The organism is Acinetobacter sp. YH12112 (assembly GCF_013418945.1).
GTDB lineage: Bacteria > Pseudomonadota > Gammaproteobacteria > Pseudomonadales > Moraxellaceae > Acinetobacter > Acinetobacter indicus.
On the sequence record NZ_VPBA01000003.1, the window covers coordinates 71,078 to 95,246 of the forward strand.

Sequence of the window (24,169 nt, forward strand, 5' to 3'; positions counted from 1 at the left end):
CACAAATGCCGATTATTCGCCCGACAGCCCTGTAACTTTCAACATGATAGTGTTAGATTGCTTTTTAAATCCCTTAACAAGCGAATGAGCACATGCACGCGATTATTCTCGACACTGAAACCCATACCCTGAATGGTTATCCGATCGAAGTTGCCTATGCGCCCATTCAATTACAACAGGGCAAAATCAGCCTGGATAAATCGCAAATTTTTGACCAGTTTTATCAGGTCGATGAACCGATTTCCTATGCCGCGATGGCCGTGCATCATATTCTGGAATCCGACCTGATTGATCAGCCGCATTACACCAGCTTCTGCCTACCTGAAGAAACGCTGTATATCATTGGTCACAATATTGATTATGACATTCGCGCTATTCAAAAATGCGGTGTTGATACTTCTCATATTAAGGCGATTTGTACCCTTGCTCTGGCGCGTCTGGTCTGGCCCGATGTTGAAGCACACAACATTTCTGCCTTAATTTACATGATTAGCAAAGGCAGCGAAAAAGCCCGCGATATGATTAAAAAAGCGCACCGGGCCGATATGGATATTATTTTGACCGCCAATATCCTGATGCATATTGTGCATCATCTGCAAATTGACAGTATTGAAGCCTTATATGCTGCATCTGAAGACGCCCGTATTCCACGCGTCATGAGTTTTGGTAAGCATCGTGGTACGGCCATTGCCGATTTACCAAATGATTATATCCAATGGTTGCTGCGTCAGGATGAACTTGACCCTTATTTAAGAAAAGCCCTTGAGAACGCCAACATCGTCACACTCTAAGCCCAACAATGTCATAAACCCTTCATATTAGTGTAATTTTCATTCTTTATAGTCAGCCTTAATTTATTTGGGGAATAAATTAAGGCATGATTCATTATCATAAAACACAGTTGGGCATTGACGCCCTGCAACAACGCCAGCTGCAATTGAATGCACGTCAACGCCGTCTTCTGGTGCTAATTGGGACCGAAGATTTCGAACAATTGGGCGACCAGTTTAAACAGCGTATTGCTACGCCAGAATTAATTGAACAATTACTGGAGATGGGTTTAATCAGCTCTGCTGCGACCGAGCCAGCCGAAGCAGAAATTTTGGTGCCAGCTCAAGCCGAACCGCAAAGTGAAGCAGCCTCTACCCTACGTTCAGAAATTAAAACCACCTTAAATACGCCGGTACCAAAACTGGTGGAAAAATGGGTCGAACATATTATTGCCCCGTCTTCAGCAGCCAAAGTGGCTGAAGCCGAACCCGCCGCGATTGCTCCAGAAATTCCGGTCCTGGAAATTGAAGTACCACCAGAAGTGGAACCAGAGCCAGAACCGCTGGTTGCCTTGAGCTTTGAAGACACCAAGCAATTAATGGCTAGCTTGTTACAGCGCTATTGTGGACTAATGGCCAAGCAGCTTATTCTCCGCATTCAGGCCGCACCAGATATTCGTAGCCTGAAACTGTGTCAAATGCAGTGGATTACCGAATTACAGGAATCGCGTTTGCCACCAAAAGAACTGAACCATGCTTTACAGCAGATTAACTTTTCGCTGCAGAGCCTGCAAAGTGCCTGAAGATTCATATAATTTTGCTTTGCTTTAAGTCTTTTTTCATCTAAGAATTTTCTTTATATGCGCTAAAAACCTTTATAAATAGCGGTTATTGTTCAGCTTTTAGAAAAATAATTAAAAATAAGCAATCCTTTCTTAAAACACTAAGACTTAAGACCAATAGTGAGATTGGCCACAGCACGGCATAACAACAGCTCTGTATTCTGTTGGGAATGAAGCATGTCTGCCCTGCACTACCTGCAATTTGAACCCTTTGATAATCCGATGCAACTCAGCAAAGTCGGAAACTGGGTCATCACCTTTTTAAGTCCTAAAGACGAACTCAAGCAGATTCAGCTGGCCATTACCCATGTCATTCCACGTCAGGTTTCCGCACAGTTACAGCCCCGCCGTATCATCATTCACAACACCGAACATGAACAGCGCTGGCTGATTCAGGCGATTGAATGCTTCGATAGCACTCGCAATCAGGAAATCATCCTGAACGCCGCAGATGAAACCGCCCAACAGATGCTGCGCAGCATTTTACAGGAATTTCATAAATACGATGTGGATGTCAGCCTGATTTAAAGCGGTTAGAGTGAAATCATCACCTGTTTTGAAGTCTTTGAAGATCAGGCATCGCTTTTTACAACTTTATGCATGCAAAATGGGCACAAGTCTTTTAGAATCAGGTCACTTATAAATAAAGAGTAAAGACGTATGAGTCGGCATATTCCTAAGTCTGCGAACCTCACCGCCTTAACCATTTCTCATTTTTATCCGAGCTTGGATCAATGTTTACATGCCTTGTTTCATTATCATCAAGGCCCACAATTAACGCTTAAAAATGATCCGGTATCTTCGCAGCATGTCTGTGTACAACAACGTACACAAGGTCGTTTGAAAAAAGAAATCCGCTTAAATAAAACAGAAGTTGAGCAGGCCAATAAAAATCGTCTGGCGCTTTATCAACTGTTGGCGCATGTGCTGAATCAGTTTGAAACCGCTTAGGCCAGCTTAAAACAAGAAACTTAGCAAATGCTAAGTTTCTTTCTATTCAATAATTTTATAAATATTATTGCTCTTCTGGCTTTCAAAAAATAATTCAATACTTGGCAGGATAATTTCATCCTCGACAATAATATGGTCAATTTTCTTAAATAACGGCAATTCAGCTGTTTTGGCATTTTCAGCAATCTGACGCAGCTGTGCTTTGGCATCATAACGGTGCTGATACTGATCTTCTACTTTAATATCAATTAATTGGCTCATGGTTATTTCCTCTTATCATTGGTTTTCTTGAAGACAATTTGTTATAGCATAGCTGATTCAAGTTTGACTAAACAGAGTTGTTAATTTGTTTGACAATGTTAATTCTATGCTTTATTAGGTCAGTATAATTAAAAATAAGTGATTGATTTTTATGGTTTAACATTTTATCCGATTTTTCTTATTCTTAACAATTTGCTCAATGTGACGCTCAATTCATCGTGATTTTAAGCAAGAAAAAGCTCGCATTGCTGCGAGCTTTTTTATGTTGGAAGGCTAGTGCTAGATCTATTGTTTGAACCAGAGTTACAAACTCAACAAGCTGTCATTGATCCGTCCAACTACATCGTAGCGTCTTTGTTTTGCGACCTACTGTAGGTTCACTATAGTCCCCTTCGGCTTGGATTGGCAAGCCTTCTAACATTTCTCAGCATTTGTATAGCAAAAAGCCTATTGAACAAAACTTAATCAGGCTTATTATATTTCTGTCGTGAAATTCAGCCTTATTTTTCTCAGCGCATCTGCTCTCATTTTCACCCTGCTCTATCGCTAGATTGATAGCAAACAATCGCCGGCAACAGAATGAAACATAAGTCTTTTTCTAAATTCTGCGTTATCCGTTATAGTGGACTTGAGACATTAAATTAAAAAGAGGAATTGAAGATGCAAAAATTTATTATTCTGTTTGCATTCTGCCTGTTTGCAGTTTTAGGTCTAGGTTTTATCGTGTATCAATTCTTGAGCAACATGCCAAGCGTCGAGTACTGGATTATGCTGTTAATTCCAGCCTTCGCAGTTCCTATTTTAACGGCCCTGATTGTGTATCAGGAACCGAATCATCCATAATGAATAAGCTAGATACGACTCATTGATCCCCTATTTATCAAAAGGACGCTCAATTCAGCGTCCTTTTTCTGTGATTATTTTTCTTGGATTATGTCTAGCTTTACTTGAGTTGCACCGGATCTTCGCTGGTCGATTCAATGATGTAATCAATATTTTCAACCAGGTCTTTATTAAACAGCCTGACTTTTGCCCGCGCATTGGCATATTCGAAAAACAGACCCTCTACAATTGCTTTTTCACGCGATTCTGTCATGCCAATTTCATGATCATTCGGCACAAAATAGACTTCTTCAGGAATTAATTTAACGATATAACCCATTGTTCTGACTCTTATGGTGTTTTAGTAATTTACCCTGCGACATTTATAGGCTGAAAAATCGCTTCCGGCTATGGCGAATTCATCCGACAGTTATGCTTATTTTTGATATGCCATCTCAATGCCAGTCATATAAAGAAAAAATATTTTAAAATCATATAGATTATTTAAATTTAGGTGCTTCTATATCTCACTAAACTGATCTGGTATAGCGACGAGATTTTTTCTGATTAAACAGGTTTTTTATTCAGCCTTTCTGTCCTGTTTAAAGCTTAAAACGGATGTTTCTATTTTGTGGGTGATGAGGCGATAAAAATCTAGAAAGGATGATTCTTTAATCAAAATAAAGATAAAAAATGCAAAGAAAATGCAGTTCAATGACTACTTTTTAACCAAATATAGAAAGGCAGACCAATAAGCACTGTCCTACGATGATGGTTCAGCATTCGTTATTCAAGCCAGATTATGGAAAGGATTTTGGTTCAAAACTGAAGTAAAGAGTTTTAAATGATTGAATCTTGGTAATTTTTATAGTTTTTTATTGATCAGAATTTGGTGCGCCCGGCGGGCATTTTTGCAAATTTCGTGTTTTGTCCTGTTTGCTCATTTTATCTAATTTTTTCTTTATTATTATTGGTTTAGTTGGCTTCTTGGTGGTCGCTAGTTACATCTTTTCTCATTATTCCTTATTATTCCTTCTAAATGAATTACGCCAAAATTACGCCAGCCTGATTTAGAGAGAAAACTATGGCCACTTTCAGACAAAGGGGCAATGCCTGGCGCGCTGAGATTAGTGTAAATGGTACTCGGGAAAGTGCGACATTTGACACTAAGACTCAGGCTCGCGCTTGGGCATCAAAACGTGAAACTGAATTAAGAGAGTTATCACGCGGAAAGCTTCCTGATTATACATTAAATTGTGCAATTGAGAGATATATAGCCGAAGTGTGTCCGAAGCACAAAGGATGTGATTCCGAAATTAAGCGATTCAAAGCGTTTCAGAAAAACTTTCCGAAAATATGCAAAAAGCACATTGCCAAGCTCACAACGGATGACTTTGTTGTTTGGCGAGATACCAGACTTAAGACGATTAAGCCAGCATCTGTTAGACGCGAGGGAAATATCTTGTCTGCCCTGTTCACTGTTGCACGCACAGAATGGAAATGGGTCTATGAGTCACCAATGAGTGATTTAAAGATGCCACCACCGCCAGCGCATCGAGACAGACGCGTTTCGGAAGATGAAATTTACAGGCTTTGTCTGGCCGCAGAGTTTGATAATCAGCCGCCAGAGAACATCACTCAACAGATTATGATTGCTTTCTTGCTTGCGCTTGAGACCGCCATGCGAGCTGGTGAAATACGCGGACTAACTTGGGATCGAGTTTTCTTGAAAGACAGATATGTCACACTGAATGAGACAAAGAACGGAACTAAGCGCCATGTGCCGCTATCGAGACGCGCAGTTGAGTTGCTTGAACTCATGCGTGGCATTGGGAGCCATCATGTGTTCACCGTGAAAGACTCAAGCTTTGATACGCTTTGGCGAAAGTTGCGGGATAAGTGTGAAATTGAGGATTTGCACTTTCATGACTCACGACATGAGGCATGCACCAGACTTGCTAGAAAACTCGAAGTTTTAGACTTGGCGAGAATGATTGGCCACAAAGACTTAAGAAGTCTTATGATTTATTACAATGCAACCGCAAGCGAGATTGCAAATAGGTTGGATTAAGGCCTATCAAAGAGCCTTCACACATATCCCCACATTCACATTCGTCGTAATTGAATGAGCTGTGCAACCCTCACTTAGAGGGCTTATGAATCTTGATATAAGCATCAACTTTAGCTGAGCATTCTGCATATTGCTCCATGTGTTCAACATAGCGAGTCAGCAACTCCCCCATAGTGCCATTATTCAAACCTTTAAGCTGATCGCATGGATTAAGGAGGCTGGCTGGAATTTGCGGCAATGCGGGCGGCTTCGGCGATACGCATGCCTGCATCATCAAGCTTGCACTCAGAATAGACGCGCTCAGTAATAACTTTTTCAGTTTCATGTTTTATATCTCGGAATTGAATTTTTATATTATTGCGCTCGGCTTCTAGCTCATTTTCAACAATGAATACTTTAGTTTTCCAAGCATCGAGTGCATCTAGATAGGCTTGATTCACTTTATTGATGCGGTCAATGCATGCGACATCAGCACCAGAAAACTTTTCCTTCCAATGATTGGCTCGCCATGTCTGCACACCTAAACCAATTAAGGCCAGCAATAAAAAAGCCGTCAAAAAGATAATAACGGCTTCGTAAAATTTAGCGATGAAGGCTTTTATCATATCCAGCCCCTCAACTTAGCCAGATGAGCTTTACGATCAGTCAGACCATTAGTACCACCATTGATCCGGCGTGTGATGGTCAACACATCATCTTTGTCAGCTAAAGCATTCAAGCCATTGTCAGACCAGAACTTGCAAGCAACCATAAGGCCGATACTTGGAATGGCTACAATTTCAGGATTGTTTTCAAAGTTGATGCCGAGTTGCTGACCGTATTTACGATAGTTGGCACGTCCAGTCAATTGAATTGGCCCACGCCCCTTGAATCGCTTGCCATCACCCGCCTGTGTATTGCCTAAATCCTTTCGATCTTCATAAGCTGCACCTGATGCGATTTCTTCCATATAACGAAAGTTGCCCGACTCATGTGCAAGCTGTGCTAAGAAGTGAATAAGGCGAAGCGAGTTTTCTAATATGCCATACGTGCGAAAATGAATATTGGCAGCAAGTCCAAGTTCTTCAGCGCGGCTCTGTGAAGCACCAAGCTTGCGAAATACAGCGGTCAAGGTGCCACGCCCGATGATTCCATCGTCATGCACACCAACGGACTTTTGCAGCTTTTTGATTTGCATCTTATTCACTTACCACCCCCTACAATCGCAATAAACGCAGACTTAACTTCCGCAATTACTTCTGCAAGCGACTTGCCGTGCATGAGCGCAATCGACTGATAAGCAATACCAATCGTCAATAATCCAAATACAGCAAAAATCAGCATCACAAAGCCTTGTGCCATGTGTGAATACTGGCTTAATTCGTAGTATTCAATGAATGCCGCACCGCCATATAAACTGACCGACACACTGAATAAGAATTTACCAATCACGCCTAACGTGACTTGGATTTTCCCGTCTTTATCAATATCCCCGCTAAGCACTAAAGCAAGGATTGCCCCCACAACTGCTGGAACTAATTTAATGACCCACGGTAACGTGTTTTCTTGCATTGTCTTTTCTCCAGACATAAAAAAACGCCCTTTCGGACGCTTGCTTCAATTTAAATTTTCACACTTCGATCTGAACTACATCACCGCTTGCCGCCAAGCGTTTAATCTCCCCATCTGAAATGAAAACCGTTGAACCTACGTTGTATCGAGTCGTACTGGTACACATCACCAAGCCCGACCCATCTACAACCAAAACTTTATAATTCGGATGATTTTCATGCGTGATTTGCCCCACAAACTCAGGCGCTTTAGGCATTAAATCAATCAACCGCTGCAGTGCATTACTCACGATTCACACGCTCCACTTTGACAGTTTGATTCACCTTTGCATGGCTGAATGACACGCTGACACTTTCAACGATGCCCCACCACTCGGCGTTAAATGCAAAAACTTCCCCAGGTGCGCACTCACCCACTTCTGCAGAAATCGGCATAGTTAATGTATGCGTTTCAACCATACCCGCTTTGGCCAACTTAGATTTACCGAATGCCCCCATGCTCACCACATCAAACAAAGGATTGTTTTCAGGTGGCAATAGCACGTCTGCTGCTGTGCCTGTTCGTTTGACTTGCGCTTGCTTGCCTGTTCTATCGTTTGTCAGCGTGATGCCATTGTAATCAGGATAAAGCTCATAGTCTGTGGACTGACTGGTAACGAGTGAATCAGGCACTAAGCGGTCATAATCATCAACTGTGAATGTATCCCAAAATGTCTTTTTATAAAGCGGTTTAATTGAAAGTGTATTGCTACCCTTTTCGCTATAAATAAAACCACCGCCACTTTCCGCAATCAGCTTGATCGCAGCGATTGGCGCAAGTTTTGAATAACTTAAACTGTTGTTTGCTACGATCCAGCCCAAGTCATCAATTAATTGCCAATTCAGCACTGTATTGCTAAACACACGATCCAATTCAGCTTGAGCAAGTTGTACCGATGTGCGCTCATTCTCTTGTAAAAACGAGCGTAAAGGCGCATACGGTGCATCAAGTAAAGCGGTCTGACTGCGACCTGTGAGCGTATAAGTGATATTGCCGAAATTGCGTGAACGTGTGCGATTCTCAAGCAGCATGTGATGTTCATGCCCGTTGACTAGAATTTTAAGAATTACAGGTTGTCCATTGATTGGCTCAAGCTTTGAAATTTCAGTATGTGGCACAGTTAAGCTATATGACCATGACCAGCTGCTGCGGTCTGTACGATAATTGCCGTCATACACTAAAATTTCTGCATCATTATCAAGCCGTGTCACAGATAAACTATTCAAGATATACCACCAATTTTGATTTGGAATTGCGGGAATACAGTCATCAACCCCAAAGTTTAAAATGACGTTATGCGCATCAACTTCATGACATAAACAAACGAAATTTAAATCACCTGTGCCTTCATATTGCGGCAATTCAGGCTTTGGCCAAGGTTGAATTGGATGCTTACGATAATGAATCGCCTTGGCTTTTTCCCACGCTAAATCATCAGTCGTGATAAGCTCTAAACCCTTATCCCACTCAAATGTGAAATGCTTTTCAAAGACGTGGGCCACTTCATGCGCATACGTGATATTGCGACGCTTTCGAATCATTTCGTGCCAGTCTGTGATTCGATTGATACGCAGTTTCAGCGTTTCATCAGATAAGTAGCTTTGATGAATGAATCGCTTGTCGCCTGCTTGCCAAACTAAATATGCATCAGTCTGCAGACCTGTGGCTTTCTCATGTTCAATTCTGACTGCTTGCGCAAGTGAATTTGAGCGATCAAAACCCGCCATAGCTTGCTGACTAAGCACCAAACCTTGGTCATAAAAAAGAGCCTCGTTTGAGACTCTTAAAATTGGTTTTGCCCATGGTATTGCTGTGACACTTAAAGCAGCGATTGCCTTTTGATAACTGGTATCAAATGCATAAGACACACCGACGATGTGATTAATATCGAATACAGCATCAATTTGAAATTGAAACTCGATATCTAAAACAGTATCAATCGTACATAGGTTTTCAGCGAATTCCGCAACAATTTCAAAGCTAAAACTGGTGTCTAAGACAGTATCAATCTGCCCGATGACATCGGTATTTTCTTTAAAGACTGCGACAACTTCAAAGCCAAACTCAGTATCAAGTATCGTGTCTATGACTGCAGTATTTACACCACTGTCTGTATAAATGGCTGTGACTTCAAAACCAATATTAGTTTCTAAAACAGTGTCGATTACCGCAGATACATCATCCCCAAAGTTGAGATTAGTCGAGCCATCGGCTAGATGCTCAAAATTGAGAATAATGTTATGACTATCGGTATTTTCAGGCTTGAAGTTTAGGTTTAGGTTGTGCGCATCAACGGTGCCGAGCTTATTTTTAAAATCCACATGAGCACCCTTTTTAGTTACGGTCTGAGTTTGATGGACTGGATAAACAACGTGCCGCCCACGACTAAATTGGTATTCGCAAGCGATATATCTGCACCCACAGTTATATCCGCTGCCACCTCGCCTGCACCGTTAAAAATACGCGCCCATGTAGCTGTGCCAGTCTTAATCACCGAGCCTGTGTCAGTTGGATGTAATTCAACATAAGTTGGCGTGGTTTCTTTAATGCAGGGTTCAGGAAATACCAAAGTGACTAGAGCATTGTTTGAATCTGCTGCAATTGACGTATCAGCAGGCTGCGCGCCCTCATAAAAAATAACGGTAGCACTTTGGCTACCGTTATCCATAAACTCTGAAAAGGCTTGAATCATAGCAAGCCGAGCTTTGACTGATGTTTTACTCATTTTGGCACCACGTTATCTTGAATGACTGCGTTGAATTTCTTGTGCTCATCTATAGCAACGATTGTGTATGATGCATCAAGCGGTAGGTATGCTTTATACACACCATTTTTATCACTTCTAGTTGATGCGATTAAAGCACCACTCACTCGACTATAGATACGCACATGTTTTGATTTTGGCACACCCATTTCAAATGTTGAGCCTGAGACAATCTTTGTTTTTGCTATGGTTGTTCGGCCTGCTTGCATATCAAGATCAATCATTGTTGCTCCATTAGAATTACATGCTTAATGAAAATCTGATTAGATGCTAACTGGTAATAGCGAGACACATACTTACCAACACCTGAATCAAACGATTCAGTAGTAGTTGCTAAAGACGAGATTCGTAAAAATGGCAGAATTCCTCGAACCTTTCCATTAGTATCCGAAATTACAAATTTTGAAAAAAATGCCGTATCACTGCTTGTGACGCTGTTAATACCTATTGATGGTTTAAGTAAACACCATCCCTCGCTAGCGTTCGATACACTCTGAATTCCAAGATCATTATTCCAAAGTGAGATATTGAGATTTTTATCCACTTTGCCGATATAACTATTATTGACACTCGTCCAAAGAATTGGATTTCTTCCTTGCTGAAAGTATGAATAATTTTGAGCAATTTTGTTTTGCACACCTTGCGCAATAAGTGCTAAATTTTTTGCTAAATATGTTGCATCAACAAACTCACAAATACCGCCAACTGTATACACTGGCTGAGTATCTGCCGCTTTTACATCTAAAATGAAACTAACCCCATCCCCCACAATATAAAATTCAGCACCGCTATTAGAAGGAGATGCCGTATCAGCATAATATGTCACCGCCCCATTCGCAGTTTTGTAATACCACTTAGCCCAACCATGATATGTACCATCCCACCCCCAATTTGCATTTGGAATCCCAGGATCAAATGGCATCTGGCTCCCAGTGATTGTGTCAATATCCGACATATCAGACACAATGCCAACCTTTGCAAATTTAGCTCCCGTTGAGGATGCTCCACTCACACAAAAATCATGCACAAGCAGAATTAAACCAAGTGATTCAGGATCTGTTGAGCGATATGCTCGTTTTGATTCTGTAGATTCGCTCTGGGTCTGGTACACAATTTCAAAATCAAGTGGAGCTGTAAAGCAACTGGCTGTACCTAAAATATTGCTCGGATGCTCGGCTGTACACTCAACTGTAATTGAGCTTGTATCTGCACTTAATACCTTATAATCACCATCCCAACCATTCGTAGAACCAGCAATTCGCACCACCTGACGATCAATGAAACCATGATCGCTTCCTAGATTAATTGTTGCAGTGATCGAGGTTGTATTAGCTTTTGTGATCCCAAGAATAGTGACATGGTTAAACCCATTTACCAGAACAGCATCAAGCAAGTTAATCATTGCTCCCCAATTATTTGTTAACTGGGGAATGCCTTTCATCGTATTTTGATAATGCTTTACAAGTCCTGCCATTTTTATTTACTCATAAAAAAGACCGCTCAAAGCGGCCGTAATTGATTTAGATTTTAGACAATGCGGTCAATGTCACCACGCAACATGATCTGAAACTGATCTGACATGACAGTCGGCTCAGATTGTTTCACTGTGCGAATCACCCAAACTGGGAAGTTTGCCGCAACGGTATTGAATCGCAACACGTTACCGTTTGCCCAACCAGCGCCCCAACCTTCTTTTTTCACTGTGAAATATGGCAAGCCGGTCACAGGATTAATTGGTGCAAAATCAATATTTACACTCCCTGTGCCGATCTGCCCTGAATACTCACCAACACAGCGGAATGATTGTGCATCAGTGAAGATCAACGCCCAGCGTTCCTGAATAGCTCCCTTGTTGGTCACAGCAATTGGATATAACGCATCGTTATAGTTGGCTGAAATACCCGCACCTGTGGCTTCATCTGCCCAAGCATTGTTCCATGACTGCTGCACAAATTTACGTGTGTAGCGCGATTGCATGTCACCAATGACCAATGCTGAGCCAACAATCGTATCCGCAGCATCGTAGTTGTGGGTTAAAGGCTTGGTAAAAGTTAGCTGCCCGCTGATCTGCACATCACGAATTAAGCCCATGTCCTGATAACGATACTTGGCCAAAATTGGTGCAACCAAAGTATTTAGCGAAAAATCACCGTTTAAAGTGACTTTGCCGTAGTCATAATCGACCACATACATATCAAACGGCACTTTGGTACCTTGACTGTCTTCAAGCTCACACCATGAAATACGCTGGTCGTTTAAGTCATAGGTTTGCCCTGCAATATGGCTTGGCAATTCCTGAGTTTTGCTTGAACTAACGATGCCAATGTCACCAACTCGGAAAATTGGTACACGCCCATCAAGGGGCAAACGTGTTGCAGACAAGCCTAAAATTTCAGAATCAAGCGGAATGTAAGTATAAGCAATTGCGTTATATCGCACCGATGAACCATCAATCCAAACTGGCACATTAATATAAGTATCGACTCCATCCTGATATTCCAGCAGCGGGTCATACCAATCATTCGCTTCAATCTCAGTCCGATTGGCTTCGGTAATTTTGGTTTTGGTGTAGAAGTAAATCGTGACAAAGCCATTATCCCAATTGACCTGACCATGCGCCCGACTGGTTTCGATCACCCCATTTTCATCAGCGGTCAGTGTTAGTTGACCATGTTCAAGCGATGTCACCACAATAGTCATCGACTGTGGGCGAATTGGAATAATTGGTGTTCTAAAGCTGATTTTATTGATTGGCGGTAGATCGGTTGTGGTAATTAGCGACTCAAGTGTCAATGAATTGGCTTGCCCTGGTGTCCACGAGCTTAATTCAATCTCACCAGTGCCAAGGCGAATCAAGCCAGATTGAATACCACTGCCGTTGCTCGGATTGATGTCGCGATAAATCAAACCATCGCGGTCAATGAAGGTGCTGTCACCCAGTTTAAATCGTACTGATCCTGATAAAATCTGCTCACTAAATCCATAAGTTAGATCAAATTTCATTGTATCTGCTTGCACGGTTTCAGTTGAGCTATTGATACCTGATGTATCTCGATAATGAGCCTTAATTCCAGTAGTTTCGCTATAGGCTTTATATGTCGTACTTGAAAGCACCACATTACTTGGTTGCGACTGATAAATTGTCATAATTTCACCTATTATGCTGAAACATAGCCAGCCCACGGATTGACTTGAATTTTGTATTGCGTTACAGCGGTTCCAGTTACCGATGGGATTACCGATGGGGACCCAGAGCTACTACTAGAACCTATTTTGACGGTCGCGGTGGTTGCGCTATTTACTGGCAGCTTAGCCACCTCTTTTTCATAGAAGTAGCCAGTGACAATACTTGGAGTCATTACCACAGCGCCTGTTGTGTAATTGATTGTGCCTTGTGTAGTACCAAAGCCATCTTTTAGATTTCCAAGCCCATCATCAACAACAACCAGTGTGACCTGATCACCCAAATTTGATGTTAGCGGGATTTCTAGCATCACAGAGTTTGGCTGTAATGCATTGCCGGTTCCTACGGTAAAATTGATCTGCTGACTTGCGTTTGGAATAACTGGTGGCACGACTTGCTCTTTCTTGTCGCCATAGTCATAAGTAATGGTGAATATTGTGCCTTTTTGCGGCAACTCATTCGGTATGATTTCACCAATCCCTAAAGCACTATTCACAAAACCAGTTGCATCGCCAGTTAAATTCCCCATTGCATTCGATGTTGCTGACTTAGCTACACCACTCAACATCCAGTTGATAGTTAGGCTACTTGCTGCAACTGCTTGATGGTCAAGCTCAAATGGTATTTTGGCGGGTAATACAGGCAAATCAGCTCGCTGATAGGTTGCAATCGGTGTACCCCAGTTCAGCAGAATTGGTGTGTCTACATCAGGCAAGGCACCAGTCGTTAATAGCCATGAGCCAGTTTCGTAATTGATCATGCCTGAACCAAAAGACGAACTTAAAGCTTTTAATTGACCTGAGCCATCATCTTTCAGTTCATAGAACTTGCCCTGCGACATATAAGAAATCGAAAGTGCACCAGGTGCAGGAATCGGAATTAAAACTCCGGTCCAGTTTGTGCTTTGGTTATTTTGAGTCACCGGAATGGCATAGCTTTGGAAATACTGTCTTGGTGCAGCAGCAGGTTTAAAAGTGATTTCTAAAGTAGTTGCACCCGCACCCGCAGCAGAAGTCCACTGGATTAAGCCACGCTGATAATCAATCGTACCAACTTGTGTGCCTTGACTGTTTTTAAGCAAGCCACCTTGGTCGCTCACAGGCTGACCAAACAATGTAAACGCAATGCTTGACGGCATCACGCTTGAGCCTAAATACAAGTTTTGACTGACGCCCACGGTGGTTGGAAAGTTGGCAGTAATGGTACCGTCGCTACCTGGTACCAAAATAATGCTCTCACCTGCAGCATTCACATCAATAATCGGGGTTTCAGTCTGTGCCGATGGAATCAGCTGTGTGAACATGCTCGACGCATTCACAGTGAACTCACCCACTTGCGCATCTGATGCTAATTTTACCGATGCGCAATATTCGCCTGTATCTGCGACCAGTGATTCACGAATGATGGTTTTTGATGCCTGCCCGTCATACCACTGGCGAGCACTCAAACCAGTAAAGTCGCGTTCAAGCGGGTCATTAATTGTATAAGTAGCCACCTTATATTGCACCTCTCGACCACTAATCACCATAATCGCAATGCGTGTTTCAACTTTCGTGATACGCACATACTGCTCAAATTCAAGCGCCCCACCTTCGTCACTGACTAGAACAATGGTATCGCCCACACTGGATTCCGCTTCTTGCGGAAACATAGCCACTTGCAACTGCTTCATGCCTTGCCAATGAGTGTCTAATGGCGTGCCTGCAATCTGTCCACCTTTAGCCAAGTAATTTTCTACACGGTTTTGGGCACCACGGCGTTCATCTGTCCAGTTTTTTGTGCTGAACAGTAATGCTGACACGTTTGGATCTTGCGGGTTTTCAGAGATGAATACCGTTGCACCCATCAATGCGTCTGTATCTTCGGTAATCACCGCAGGAAAGATTTTACGCATGGATACATCACCCATGGTTCGATCCATTTCTGACACGTCATTGAACAAGTTATTACTTTGACCATCAATGATGACTTGACCTGAATATTTACCGCCACCATCGTCTGTGTCAGTTAATCGCTCCGATTTATAGAGCACCAAGTCTTTTGTTTCAATTGCCATTATTCGCTCCAAAATCTTAGCGTTAAACGCATCATTTCATCTGAACTGGTCGCTGGTGAACCCCACACGCTAACCGCCTCAAGTGCTGTATCTTGATGATTAAAAATCACATCAAATTGCCGATTGTCATGCGGCCATTCAAACTGCAAGCGAAACTTCTCGCTTAAAGCCGACCATTCCTGTAGCTTGCGCACATCACTTAACTTTGCCCAACCACGGTTGTTATCGGGTGTTAAAGTGATAGGTCGAGCACCGACTTTGATGCCTTCCTGAATAATGGCCGCACCACTTATGGCACGCTCCACGGTTTGTTCTTTTGGCTTCCATTCAAATTCGTCAGACCATAAAAAACCGTCTTCTAATGAGACGGTTTCGGATGTTGCTAAGCGTATTAATTTCATCACATTGCCTTTTTCAGCATTTCAAATTCACGCAAGATGCTTTCCATCGTGTCTCCATCTTCCTGCGAGCCTTGCATTTCAAAGCGTTTGCCGCCTGATACAAACTCAAAGCGCACGTTTTTGGTTGGTGCATCATTCTGCAGATCGCGGATTTTTGGTTCAGAAATATCAGGTACATAGTCATTGACCTTTGGCGTGCTGCCCGTACTTCTCACATCAAGATTACGCAGTAATTCGTTAATCTTGTTGGTACCGTGCTGTGTCGTTAAGCCTTTCGCTGCAGCGTTATTAAATTCTTGTTCGATGAGTTTATTCATCGCCAAGTTGCCGCCTTTGCCGTATGCAGCAAATTTGGCATCACGATCTGTAGCCATGGCTTGTGACCAGATTGACCCTGCCAATTTCTTGGCTTGATCTTCACTGTATCCCATGCTTTTAATCTGAGAAATTACATCGTTCTTGCTCATGGATTGATAGCCCGAGATAGCCGCGCTTAAACCTTTGGATTGGCGTTTCATTTCAGCATCCCATTTCTGAGCCGCTTCCTGAGATGCTTTATTCCATGCGATTTGCGCTGCATTGGCTTCTTCGCGTGCAATCTGCCCCGCTTCCCGATAGCCATCACCAATACGGCGCGCTGATTCACGTACACGATGGTTGGCTTCGGTTAATTCATCCATCGCTTTAACAGAAGCTTTGCCTGTTTCGTCGATTTCGACGCGTAGACCTTGGCTGGCAGCCTTGGCTTGCACTGAGGCAATCTGTGCCTTATCACCTGTAGCAATCGCAGCTTCGAGCATTTTTGTATAGGCTTGTTTGATACCTTCAGCTGTGGCTTGGCCACTCTTACTGACCACATCAAAGTTTTTCTGAGCGGCTATAGCAGCATCATTAAGTTGCTCTTTAGTTTTAATGCCCAAAGCACTAAATGCCGCAATCGCTGGCTCTAAGGCCGCAGGTAATTGACCGCCTTTTTGCTCAATCTTACTCAAGCCAAGCGCAACCTGCTCACCAGTGATGATGCCCTGTCGCTCAAGTTCCAGTAATTTACTTTTAACGTAGTCCAACTCAGCCCGTGTCTGAGCTGTATCAATTGCCTTATTCAAGTTACTGGATAGAGCAAGCCCTGTATCAATCCCCTTGGCTTTATATTCATCCAACTTATCCAGAATAATCTGAACATCATTTGCAGATGATTGGAATGTCTTTGAAAAGCGCCCCTGAAGTTGCTCAGTACTTAACCCAGTGCGCTCCAAAGCTGCACGCATAACCGCTTCAGTTAATGCCGCAGACTTCTCGGCCTCTTTAGCTGTACCCGCAAAAGCAGCACGGGCATTAGTTTCAAAAACCAGTAAGTCTTTGCCATCAAGCGCCTTGCCTAATCGTTCCTGTAACTCATCCCCAGTGATTTTCCCTTGCTCTTTAAGCAGGATCAGGGATGTGACCGCATCATTTATGCCTTTGGTTGAGTCAAATTTCATGGCATTAGAGATTTTTTCTAATGCGTCTTTGACCGACTCACCTTTCGCGATCAATTCTTCAAATTGCTGAATAAGCAGCTTGGTTTCTTCGGTCAATTGATAGGTTTTATCACGGCTCTTTTCGGCTGCTGCCGCTATTTCAGCTTTAGCTTCAGCAACAACTTTTGCGCGCGCAGCTTCAAGTAACTCTTGCTGCTCAAGCTTTTCAAGTGACTTAGCCAACTCACCGTTATTAAAAACATAATCTTCAGTTTTAGCTATTGCCTCACCCAGCCACTCACCAAGTGGTGTAAGCATTCCGACAACGGCGCCACCCATCACCCCAAGCGAAGTAATAGCAATGCCAAGGGTGCCAAGTCGCCCCACCAAAGTCATGATGCTTGAACCTGTTGCTGCAGTAGATGCAGTTACGGCTTTACTATTTGCTGCCAATTGTGTTTTTGCTGCTGCATTCGCTTTGGATGCATTGGCGTTAGCGATTTGCGCTTGTGTATTCGTAACGATGGCTGCTGTTTCTTGCGTGATTGCAGTTGATGCAGCCTGAACACTTCTCGCTTTATCTAAAAAAGCCAAGCCAATATTTAGTGCCTTGTATGCAATGAACGCCTGTCCAGCCAATGTTAGCGTGGATACAATTGTGTCTAGGTTTTCTGCTACAAACTTAATTGCCTCAGCGACCTTAGTACTTGCACCTGTTGCGGCATCCGCCTCACCAATATATACAGTCCAAGCGGTTTTAAGGTTTTCAATAGAAGCGCCAATGGTGGCAGGGAATTTATCGAACTCGGCTGTGATTTTTTCTGACTGACTCAAAAGCGCCTGAGTTACCACCTCTGTTGTGAGTTTTCCTTCGCCAGCCATTTCACGCAGCTTGCCAGTCGTTACATCTAGACCATCCGCTAAAGCCTGCGCTAAGCGTGGTGACTGCTCCATCATGGAGTTAAATTCATCACCACGCAAAACACCTGAGCCTAAAGCTTGGTTAAGCTGTGTAATTGCTGCTTCGTTTGCTGCCGCAGAACCACCACCGACCTGAATTGCTTTGTTAATGGTTTCAGTTAATGCCAAAGCCTGCTCTTGCGGCCATTTCATTTCCTGCCCGATTTTGGTTAATCGTGCATATAGCTCACCTGTTGCCTCAAGGTTTGAGTTGGTTGCGATTGCGACGTTTTTAACATCGTCCATGGCTTTTTCTAGGTTGCCATGGTCACCAATTGCAATGCTAATACGACCAGATAGGTTTTTATAAGCATCTGCAGTTTGTGCAATTTCACTTGCCGTTACACCAATACCAAGCGCAGCCAAAGCGCCAGTAAGCGCATTAAACCCTGTCTTTAATCCTTGTAACTCACCAGATACACCTTTAGATGCTTGCTCTGTTTGACTTAATTCTTGAGTGGTTGTTTCAAGCTCTTTATCGAGCTGCTTTACTTGTTGCGCTGTTTCTTGTGACTGTGTACCAAGTTTATCAATCTCTTTGGTAGCACCTTCAGTATTCCCTGTAACCGACGCCGCACCATTCTTTAAGGCAGCAAATGCTTCTTTTGCTGCTTTTTCAGATTGATGCATGTTGCCAATAAAGCCCTTGGTATCGGCTTCCATTACCAACTTGAAAGTTAAATTCTTTGACATGATGACCTCAAATTTCAGGCATTAAAAAACCCACCGAAGTGGGTTATGTTTTGATTAAATCAATTCAATACAGCGCAACTCTTTTTTTCCGATTCAGCCAATTCAATTTGCTTTCTATAATCAATCATTTTTGTGGCTGCATCCAACTCATGCTCACTGCCGCGCATAAAGGTTAGGTATGCATCAATATTGGTAGTCATAGCATCCACGTATAAAAGGCGTGTTGACTCAGCGCAGCCTTGATATTTTTTTGATGATATATTTCGCTTAATTTCCTGCATTTTTGCCACTGGCTGGGATAGTGTAATTCTGCTCGTTGCTCCTGCAACTGTTGCAGCATCTGTCCACTCTAAAATGATTTTATTAAGCTCGTTCGCCTGCTGAGGTGTAACTTCAGGGTTTTCAGTTAGCTTTGCATCAACCACTTGTTGAATGGTTTCTTTTTTAATCGCAGTACCACCAAGTTGTTTATCTAATTCTGCGGCGCGCTCAGATTCTAATTTTTGTTGATGAGCAATCTCAGCCTGCTTCAATCTCTCTGCATCTGCCTTATTGCTTTGGTGCATAAAATAAAAAGCACCAATAATCACAACCAATATGCCAATCAGTAAATACTTCATACCACCCCTCAAAATTTATATAATTTTCAGGCATTTTAACAATTGGTTAATCAATCAACAACTTTTAAATCTTCCATAAGTTTTTTAAATTCACGGTTTTGAGCATGTTGTGCTGAGCGCATTAAATTGACTTGTGACCGCATTTTTCTAAGCTCACTTCTTTGTGCGGCTTTTACATACTGCAGATATGCACCGTATGACATATTCATAATGTCATCGTGACGATGCCCAGACTCAATTAAATACTGGAACGAATCAAACCAAGTGCTTTTCTCGTTACTTGACTTGCTGCCACGCTTTGGTTTTTCAGGCTTGAAATATGCAGTATTCACAGTCAATACAGCACGCAGCATATCTAAAAACAAAGCCTGATCCTTTGCCACATCAAAAATACGGTCTGCTGTTAAATTGGTGGTCATGACGCAGACTTGAATTACTTCAACCGTGTGAGCCTTAAATAACTCAATCAAAATTTCATCTGAATAATCTTTGTCTTTTAAATATTCTTTAACTGTTTCAGCATGTCTACAGAATAGATCCAGTGACTTCACCTGAATCTGCTTTACTTCAATTTCGCCAATTTGAAACGTGCGATTATCTGCTAAGAAAAAATCATTCATGACAGGGTCTCAATTAAAAAACCGCCTTAATGGCGGTCTTAGTTGATCTTTAGTATTGTTCTTTATCTAAATGACAATCCCGGAGGTGTAATTCAATCGATTCTATGAGCAATTCTTTGTTTATATCCATCTTCTCACCTGCGCTTAATTTTTATTATTAAATCGCCATTAACACTAGCTTCGATAGCTTCACCTTTTGATGTTAAATATGCCTCGCCTGGCAAGTAACCGCATAATACCTGTAATGCTGCGGTTTTTTCATGGTCCGGCAGATCGAGTTTAAATAATTGATCTCGGACTTTTCTTTCAAAAACACATGGATCCATTTCAACCATTATTCTCACCAATGCTTATAATTCTGCCTAAATTATAACATTGGTAAAAAATACAGGCACAAAAAAAGACGCTTATGCGTCGTGGAGTTTTCTTGTGCCTGTGTTGGTTTTAAGGTGCTTGAACTGCTGGAATAGTTACGATATGACCGTATAACCCAAGCGTTGCATCACTTTGTTTTGTAACGTCCGATAATGCCTGACCGGAGATTGCATATTGACCCAGTTCTTCATGAATCAATGGGAACGTAGTTTCTGGTGACTTCTTGGTACGCCATAAGCGCACAGCCATGTGTTCACCATTGGCCGTATTGATACCCTTGAAGAATAGCTCGTACTCTTCACTGAAGTTCGACGCCAGCGTGGTATGTGACACCGCACCATTGGTATATGACGCCAGAATCGGCATCGTCAGGCCTGCCACATCGTTAAATGTAACGGTGCCAAACTTGGCATCAAGCGTGTACTGATCTTCAGTCAGCGTAACCGGTGTGCCGACAGTAGAGTCTTTGAATGTCACAGCTGAAAGGTTGTAGCCATCGAGCTTGATTTCTTCACCTGCGGCTACGGTGCCCAGTGAAACATCGGTGACAGCTTCCGAAGCAACGTCCGTATTGGTACCAGAAACGATGTATTCCAGATTTTCTTTGTTCACCTCTTCCAGCTGGCCAGAGAAGTTAACTGAAGTAGTCTGCACCATCGTGAAGTCAGTCGTACGCATCCCAGAGGTTGATTCAGTATGCTCCAGCACATCTGCACCAATTTCCAGTTCAAACTCTGGCACGTTACCGATGTGGCGCATAGCACCTGCCACGCCCGCTGTAATTTTGGCTAAGTAAAACTTACCCTGGAGTGAAATATAATTTGTGCTCATTACTTAGTATCCCCTGCAGATGCCTTTTTTGCTGTAGCAGCCGTGGTTTTCACTTCTTCAATGACACCTTTGGCCAGTAATTCTTTAATCTGGGCATCAGCCAGACCGCCTACAATGTCACCCTGCTGAAAGCGGCCGACCGGCTTTAATGCTTTGTATTGTTTTGCCATGATGGCTCCTTAAATAAACTTTTCGGATTCAAAAATGATAGTGATATATGCAAAACTTGAGCTGTAACCATCTCGCACTGATAAGAACCGTAATGGAATGCGTGAAGCTACCGGCTGCCACCCGGCCAAAAGCCGAATAACCTTTTCAGTTAATGCTCCTGCCTCATCTGCCACGGCGCGCCCGTCATTCAACTGTGATTGTGCATTTCGACATGCAACAGAAACCGCCCATTGCTGCCCGATCTGGTTGAGCTTGCTGTTTCCTTTTGAGTCCTTTAAATCAATACGCACAAAGTTCACATGGGCCGATGGGGACAGTTGCGACATTTCTGTGATATTGGTCGAGTTCTGTGGCGTATAGATTTGCTTAAACTCCGGGATCTCCTTGAGCTTTTCAGCAATTTCATCACGCACCGCGAAGAATGTAGTCATCTATAAAACTTCCTACGATGTACAAAACCATTTCCTCATCTTCAGCGTTTAACCCAAGCTGAGTCCGTGGTGGTAAAACGACTTGCTTCACTTTTCTGTACTGGCCAGCCACAGCAAACGTAATGTATTGACCAGTCTTGGGCATGATCGTCGCACCATAATGAAGGTATGCTGCATACTCCACATTGGTGCCGACTTCTACACCATTCGACAAAACGTTATGCGTATAAGAGTTCATTAAGCGCCCGGTATCACGCAGCGTTTGACCGCCTTGCACCATTGCACGCCATGACATCTTCCACGGATTACCGTCCACATCCCGGCCATCAAGAAAGCGCTCATCTATACTTGAAACCAATCCTTGGCCAATCTCATCAAAAAGCTTTGACTTGTCGGCTTCAAACTGGTTCAAGTGCGCAAAGACTGCTTCAATCGGTGAGCTGTCAGACTGTATGGTTATTGCGAAGGCCATACGCACCTCACTTGATGCTTGGCATCTTGCTTAAGATGGAATCACCAAAAACCCCACCGGTATAACTGGTACCAATCGGCATGGTTGAAGGTTTTTTGCTTGGTTGGTCGTCTACGATCTGGTTGGTCTCTGCATCCTGGATTTGTAAATGAGCCTTACCAGTAGCTACCAACTTAAGAAATGAGATTGCATCTTCATAACGCTTTCGCACTTCCTCTGTCGGTTGCTGGAAATAGAGACGATAGCGTGCAATATCACACGCCATGCGCTCTAAATTACTTGGCACATTTGGCAACGGCAGAGCATAACGACCACCGATGTAGCCGTTAATTTCTTCCGTTGCGTCCTGTAATGCATCTTCAACCGCAGTTGATGTACTTGCATGCATCAACTTTAGCTCTTGAATTTCACCACCAAACCGTGCAACCAAATTTGCTTCAGTTGCATACATAAATCACCTATTAAGATGCAGCACCAGACACTTTCACCAATGCTTTGGGCTTGGCGACGATTGGCAGCTGGTTCGCTTGAACATGCAGGCCAAAACCACGGTCATAATCAAGCGTGCGCTGTTTTGCATAATAAGGAAGTGCCAAAGTGTTGACCGTTTCGTTAAAGTCAGCAGGCGCTAAAGCAGTCATAAATACGTCTTGTGTGCCGCGTGGGTAAGCGTGACCCGTATTTGATGCAATCACAGGTGTAGCACCTACTTTGTTGCGATTCACAATAAACTTTAAGCCGCCAAATTCAAAGCCTGACGTGTTAGAACGACCCAACTTTTGTTCAGCAGCCGACCAACCTAAAAACACTTCTTTCACGTTTTTATGGCTAGTAAGCGCATCATAGAAAGTACGATCTACTTCAACTTCGATAGATGAGTAAATTTCTTGACCTAAACCATCTTCAATAAGGTCAATCACGTCTTGACACTTCGCCAACACGTTTGTGGTTGCTGTACCAAGATCAAAATAAACAACTTGCTGTTGCACACCAAAGCGGGCGTTATAGTCCACAATGGTCGCACCGTTTGCATCAAGGATAATACCCTGCTTTGCTTTAGAGCGACGATAAGCCAAAGTTGCATCAATCTTGTTTTTCATAGATTGAAGCTTATCAAGCACTTTACCTTGTACGGTTTCAGCTTGTGTCGAACCAAAAGCACGTACACCCATTACATCGGATGCTAAAACAACATCTTCAAGCGGCATGTGTGGAATTGCAAACGATTCAGCAGTACGCACGCCACTTGAGTTTTTAGGCGCTACACCACCCCATGCAGTTGTAGGTACCAAGATTGAATTTTCAGCGTAAAACTCAATGTCAAATGACTTGGTTGTGCCTGAAATTGGGCGAAATAGCTCAACATCACCAGGATTGCCGATGCGAGTAGGCAGGTTGCTGATTGCAGCAGATAATTCTTGTGTTGAAAAAATAGGGTCCATGCGTAAGCTCCTATGCTGAACGAACTGTTGTGATGTGCAACTTCGCAAGGTCCGCTAATGCTGCTGTTTGTTTTGCAGTTGCTAAACCTGATTTAAATTTCAGATTCTCAGCAACCACTTTTGCTGTGCGCGCTACGATTACGCCTGCACCTGTTTCGCTTGCGCCTGTAGTTACCGCATCACCCACAAAGATGCCCGCAGCAACTTCATCGGTTGTGCCGCCATAAATTTGCGCTTGTCCGTTGGCGTTTAGCGACACAACAGTGCCATCTGTTAGCTCTTGAGATGCTGCAATTACTACGTTTTCACGACTTGGACGGTGATTGCCATCAAGTTCATTTGCAAGCCATGCCGATGTTGGTTTTCCTAAAGTAACTGTCAT

At 42.9% G+C, this 24,169-nt stretch carries 29 protein-coding genes and 1 pseudogene; 6 read left to right on the forward strand and 24 right to left on the reverse strand.

All coding sequences use genetic code 11. The features are described from left to right. Window positions 1–92 precede the first annotated feature (92 nt). The 4 genes from FTU50_RS01750 (at window position 93) to FTU50_RS01765 (ending at window position 2,563) form a co-directional block, all read left to right on the forward strand. Window positions 93–791 (forward strand): putative quorum-sensing-regulated virulence factor, encoded by a 699-nt coding sequence (locus tag FTU50_RS01750; RefSeq protein WP_005179094.1) that lies wholly within the window; start codon window positions 93–95, stop codon window positions 789–791. A gap of 86 nt (window positions 792–877) precedes the next feature. Then, complete coding sequence (locus tag FTU50_RS01755; RefSeq protein ID WP_180006401.1) at window positions 878–1,573, forward strand: hypothetical protein; 696 nt, start codon at window positions 878–880, stop codon at window positions 1,571–1,573. 216 nt (window positions 1,574–1,789) lie between these two features. Further along, the gene (locus FTU50_RS01760; protein ID WP_075166959.1) at window positions 1,790–2,140 is read left to right on the forward strand and encodes a hypothetical protein; all 351 of its coding nucleotides are present in this window, start codon (window positions 1,790–1,792) and stop codon (window positions 2,138–2,140) included. Between the two features lie 132 nt (window positions 2,141–2,272). Further along, window positions 2,273–2,563 carry a hypothetical protein gene (locus tag FTU50_RS01765; protein WP_005179099.1) on the forward strand — a complete coding sequence of 97 codons (291 nt, stop codon included), beginning with the start codon at window positions 2,273–2,275 and terminating at the stop codon, window positions 2,561–2,563. Between the two features lie 42 nt (window positions 2,564–2,605). Here the strand turns inward: FTU50_RS01765 and FTU50_RS01770 are convergent, their stop codons facing one another. Next, the gene (locus FTU50_RS01770; protein WP_005179101.1) at window positions 2,606–2,824 is read right to left on the reverse strand and encodes a hypothetical protein; all 219 of its coding nucleotides are present in this window, start codon (window positions 2,822–2,824) and stop codon (window positions 2,606–2,608) included. 660 nt (window positions 2,825–3,484) lie between these two features. Here FTU50_RS01770 and FTU50_RS01775 point away from each other — a divergent pair. Next, window positions 3,485–3,667, forward strand: a complete 183-nt coding sequence (locus FTU50_RS01775; RefSeq protein ID WP_005179103.1) for a hypothetical protein — start codon at window positions 3,485–3,487, stop codon at window positions 3,665–3,667. A 100-nt stretch (window positions 3,668–3,767) separates the two neighbouring features. Here FTU50_RS01775 and FTU50_RS01780 read toward each other — a convergent pair whose 3' ends face one another. After that, window positions 3,768–3,986: a hypothetical protein gene (locus tag FTU50_RS01780; protein ID WP_005179105.1), complete on the reverse strand. Its 219-nt coding sequence runs from the start codon at window positions 3,984–3,986 to the stop codon at window positions 3,768–3,770. A 744-nt stretch (window positions 3,987–4,730) separates the two neighbouring features. On the opposite strand from FTU50_RS01780, the gene FTU50_RS01785 reads away from it, so the two are divergent. Beyond that, complete coding sequence (locus FTU50_RS01785; protein ID WP_180069301.1) at window positions 4,731–5,717, forward strand: site-specific integrase; 987 nt, start codon at window positions 4,731–4,733, stop codon at window positions 5,715–5,717. A 209-nt stretch (window positions 5,718–5,926) separates the two neighbouring features. Here FTU50_RS01785 and FTU50_RS01790 read toward each other — a convergent pair whose 3' ends face one another. From FTU50_RS01790 to FTU50_RS01895, 22 genes and pseudogenes are all read right to left on the reverse strand, one after another. Further along, window positions 5,927–6,322, reverse strand: coding sequence for a hypothetical protein (locus FTU50_RS01790; protein WP_180069304.1), 396 nt, complete (start codon window positions 6,320–6,322; stop codon window positions 5,927–5,929). Continuing rightward, complete coding sequence (locus FTU50_RS01795) at window positions 6,319–6,894, reverse strand: glycoside hydrolase family 19 protein (protein ID WP_180069447.1); 576 nt, start codon at window positions 6,892–6,894, stop codon at window positions 6,319–6,321. Before FTU50_RS01795 ends, FTU50_RS01790 begins: the two co-directional genes overlap by 4 nt. 5 nt (window positions 6,895–6,899) lie before the next feature. Beyond that, window positions 6,900–7,268 (reverse strand): hypothetical protein, encoded by a 369-nt coding sequence (locus FTU50_RS01800; RefSeq protein ID WP_180069307.1) that lies wholly within the window; start codon window positions 7,266–7,268, stop codon window positions 6,900–6,902. A gap of 58 nt (window positions 7,269–7,326) precedes the next feature. Next, window positions 7,327–7,557, reverse strand: coding sequence for a hypothetical protein (locus FTU50_RS01805; protein ID WP_004973696.1), 231 nt, complete (start codon window positions 7,555–7,557; stop codon window positions 7,327–7,329). Beyond that, on the reverse strand, window positions 7,550–9,628 hold the full coding sequence (locus FTU50_RS01810) for a hypothetical protein (RefSeq protein WP_180069311.1): 2,079 nt from the start codon (window positions 9,626–9,628) through the stop codon (window positions 7,550–7,552). Before FTU50_RS01810 ends, FTU50_RS01805 begins: the two co-directional genes overlap by 8 nt. Before the next feature lie 17 nt (window positions 9,629–9,645). Continuing rightward, window positions 9,646–10,032: a hypothetical protein gene (locus tag FTU50_RS01815; RefSeq protein WP_180069314.1), complete on the reverse strand. Its 387-nt coding sequence runs from the start codon at window positions 10,030–10,032 to the stop codon at window positions 9,646–9,648. Beyond that, on the reverse strand, window positions 10,029–10,295 hold the full coding sequence (locus tag FTU50_RS01820) for a hypothetical protein (protein ID WP_180069317.1): 267 nt from the start codon (window positions 10,293–10,295) through the stop codon (window positions 10,029–10,031). The genes FTU50_RS01815 and FTU50_RS01820 overlap by 4 nt, the downstream gene beginning before the upstream one ends. Continuing rightward, a complete protein-coding gene (locus FTU50_RS01825; RefSeq protein ID WP_180069320.1) occupies window positions 10,292–11,545 on the reverse strand; it encodes a hypothetical protein in 1,254 nt (417 codons plus the stop codon). Before FTU50_RS01825 ends, FTU50_RS01820 begins: the two co-directional genes overlap by 4 nt. 53 nt (window positions 11,546–11,598) lie before the next feature. Next, window positions 11,599–13,218: a hypothetical protein gene (locus tag FTU50_RS01830; protein WP_180069323.1), complete on the reverse strand. Its 1,620-nt coding sequence runs from the start codon at window positions 13,216–13,218 to the stop codon at window positions 11,599–11,601. A 694-nt stretch (window positions 13,219–13,912) separates the two neighbouring features. Continuing rightward, window positions 13,913–15,311 (reverse strand): annotated as a pseudogene (locus tag FTU50_RS01835) (hypothetical protein); the annotation flags it as partial. After that, window positions 15,311–15,712, reverse strand: coding sequence for a hypothetical protein (locus FTU50_RS01840; RefSeq protein WP_180069326.1), 402 nt, complete (start codon window positions 15,710–15,712; stop codon window positions 15,311–15,313). The pseudogene FTU50_RS01835 and the gene FTU50_RS01840, both read right to left, overlap by 1 nt. After that, window positions 15,712–18,825 (reverse strand): tape measure protein, encoded by a 3,114-nt coding sequence (locus tag FTU50_RS01845; RefSeq protein ID WP_218951731.1) that lies wholly within the window; start codon window positions 18,823–18,825, stop codon window positions 15,712–15,714. Before FTU50_RS01845 ends, FTU50_RS01840 begins: the two co-directional genes overlap by 1 nt. 59 nt (window positions 18,826–18,884) lie before the next feature. After that, on the reverse strand, window positions 18,885–19,445 hold the full coding sequence (locus FTU50_RS01850; protein WP_180069329.1) for a hypothetical protein: 561 nt from the start codon (window positions 19,443–19,445) through the stop codon (window positions 18,885–18,887). A 50-nt stretch (window positions 19,446–19,495) separates the two neighbouring features. After that, the gene (locus FTU50_RS01855) at window positions 19,496–20,065 is read right to left on the reverse strand and encodes a hypothetical protein (RefSeq protein WP_180069332.1); all 570 of its coding nucleotides are present in this window, start codon (window positions 20,063–20,065) and stop codon (window positions 19,496–19,498) included. A gap of 134 nt (window positions 20,066–20,199) precedes the next feature. Next, the gene (locus FTU50_RS01860; protein WP_180069335.1) at window positions 20,200–20,400 is read right to left on the reverse strand and encodes a hypothetical protein; all 201 of its coding nucleotides are present in this window, start codon (window positions 20,398–20,400) and stop codon (window positions 20,200–20,202) included. A gap of 109 nt (window positions 20,401–20,509) precedes the next feature. Next, window positions 20,510–21,271 carry a hypothetical protein gene (locus FTU50_RS01865; protein ID WP_180069338.1) on the reverse strand — a complete coding sequence of 254 codons (762 nt, stop codon included), beginning with the start codon at window positions 21,269–21,271 and terminating at the stop codon, window positions 20,510–20,512. Continuing rightward, window positions 21,271–21,441: a hypothetical protein gene (locus FTU50_RS01870; protein ID WP_171294530.1), complete on the reverse strand. Its 171-nt coding sequence runs from the start codon at window positions 21,439–21,441 to the stop codon at window positions 21,271–21,273. Before FTU50_RS01870 ends, FTU50_RS01865 begins: the two co-directional genes overlap by 1 nt. A 9-nt stretch (window positions 21,442–21,450) precedes the next feature. Then, window positions 21,451–21,873 carry a hypothetical protein gene (locus FTU50_RS01875; RefSeq protein ID WP_180069341.1) on the reverse strand — a complete coding sequence of 141 codons (423 nt, stop codon included), beginning with the start codon at window positions 21,871–21,873 and terminating at the stop codon, window positions 21,451–21,453. Beyond that, window positions 21,848–22,345 carry a phage virion morphogenesis protein gene (locus FTU50_RS01880; protein ID WP_180069344.1) on the reverse strand — a complete coding sequence of 166 codons (498 nt, stop codon included), beginning with the start codon at window positions 22,343–22,345 and terminating at the stop codon, window positions 21,848–21,850. Before FTU50_RS01880 ends, FTU50_RS01875 begins: the two co-directional genes overlap by 26 nt. 7 nt (window positions 22,346–22,352) lie before the next feature. Then, entirely contained in the window at window positions 22,353–22,796 is a 444-nt protein-coding gene (locus FTU50_RS01885) for a gp436 family protein (RefSeq protein ID WP_180069346.1), read from the reverse strand. 10 nt (window positions 22,797–22,806) lie between these two features. Further along, window positions 22,807–23,787 (reverse strand): major capsid protein, encoded by a 981-nt coding sequence (locus FTU50_RS01890; protein ID WP_180069349.1) that lies wholly within the window; start codon window positions 23,785–23,787, stop codon window positions 22,807–22,809. 10 nt (window positions 23,788–23,797) lie between these two features. Next, the gene (locus FTU50_RS01895) at window positions 23,798–24,169 is read right to left on the reverse strand and encodes a head decoration protein (protein ID WP_180069351.1); all 372 of its coding nucleotides are present in this window, start codon (window positions 24,167–24,169) and stop codon (window positions 23,798–23,800) included.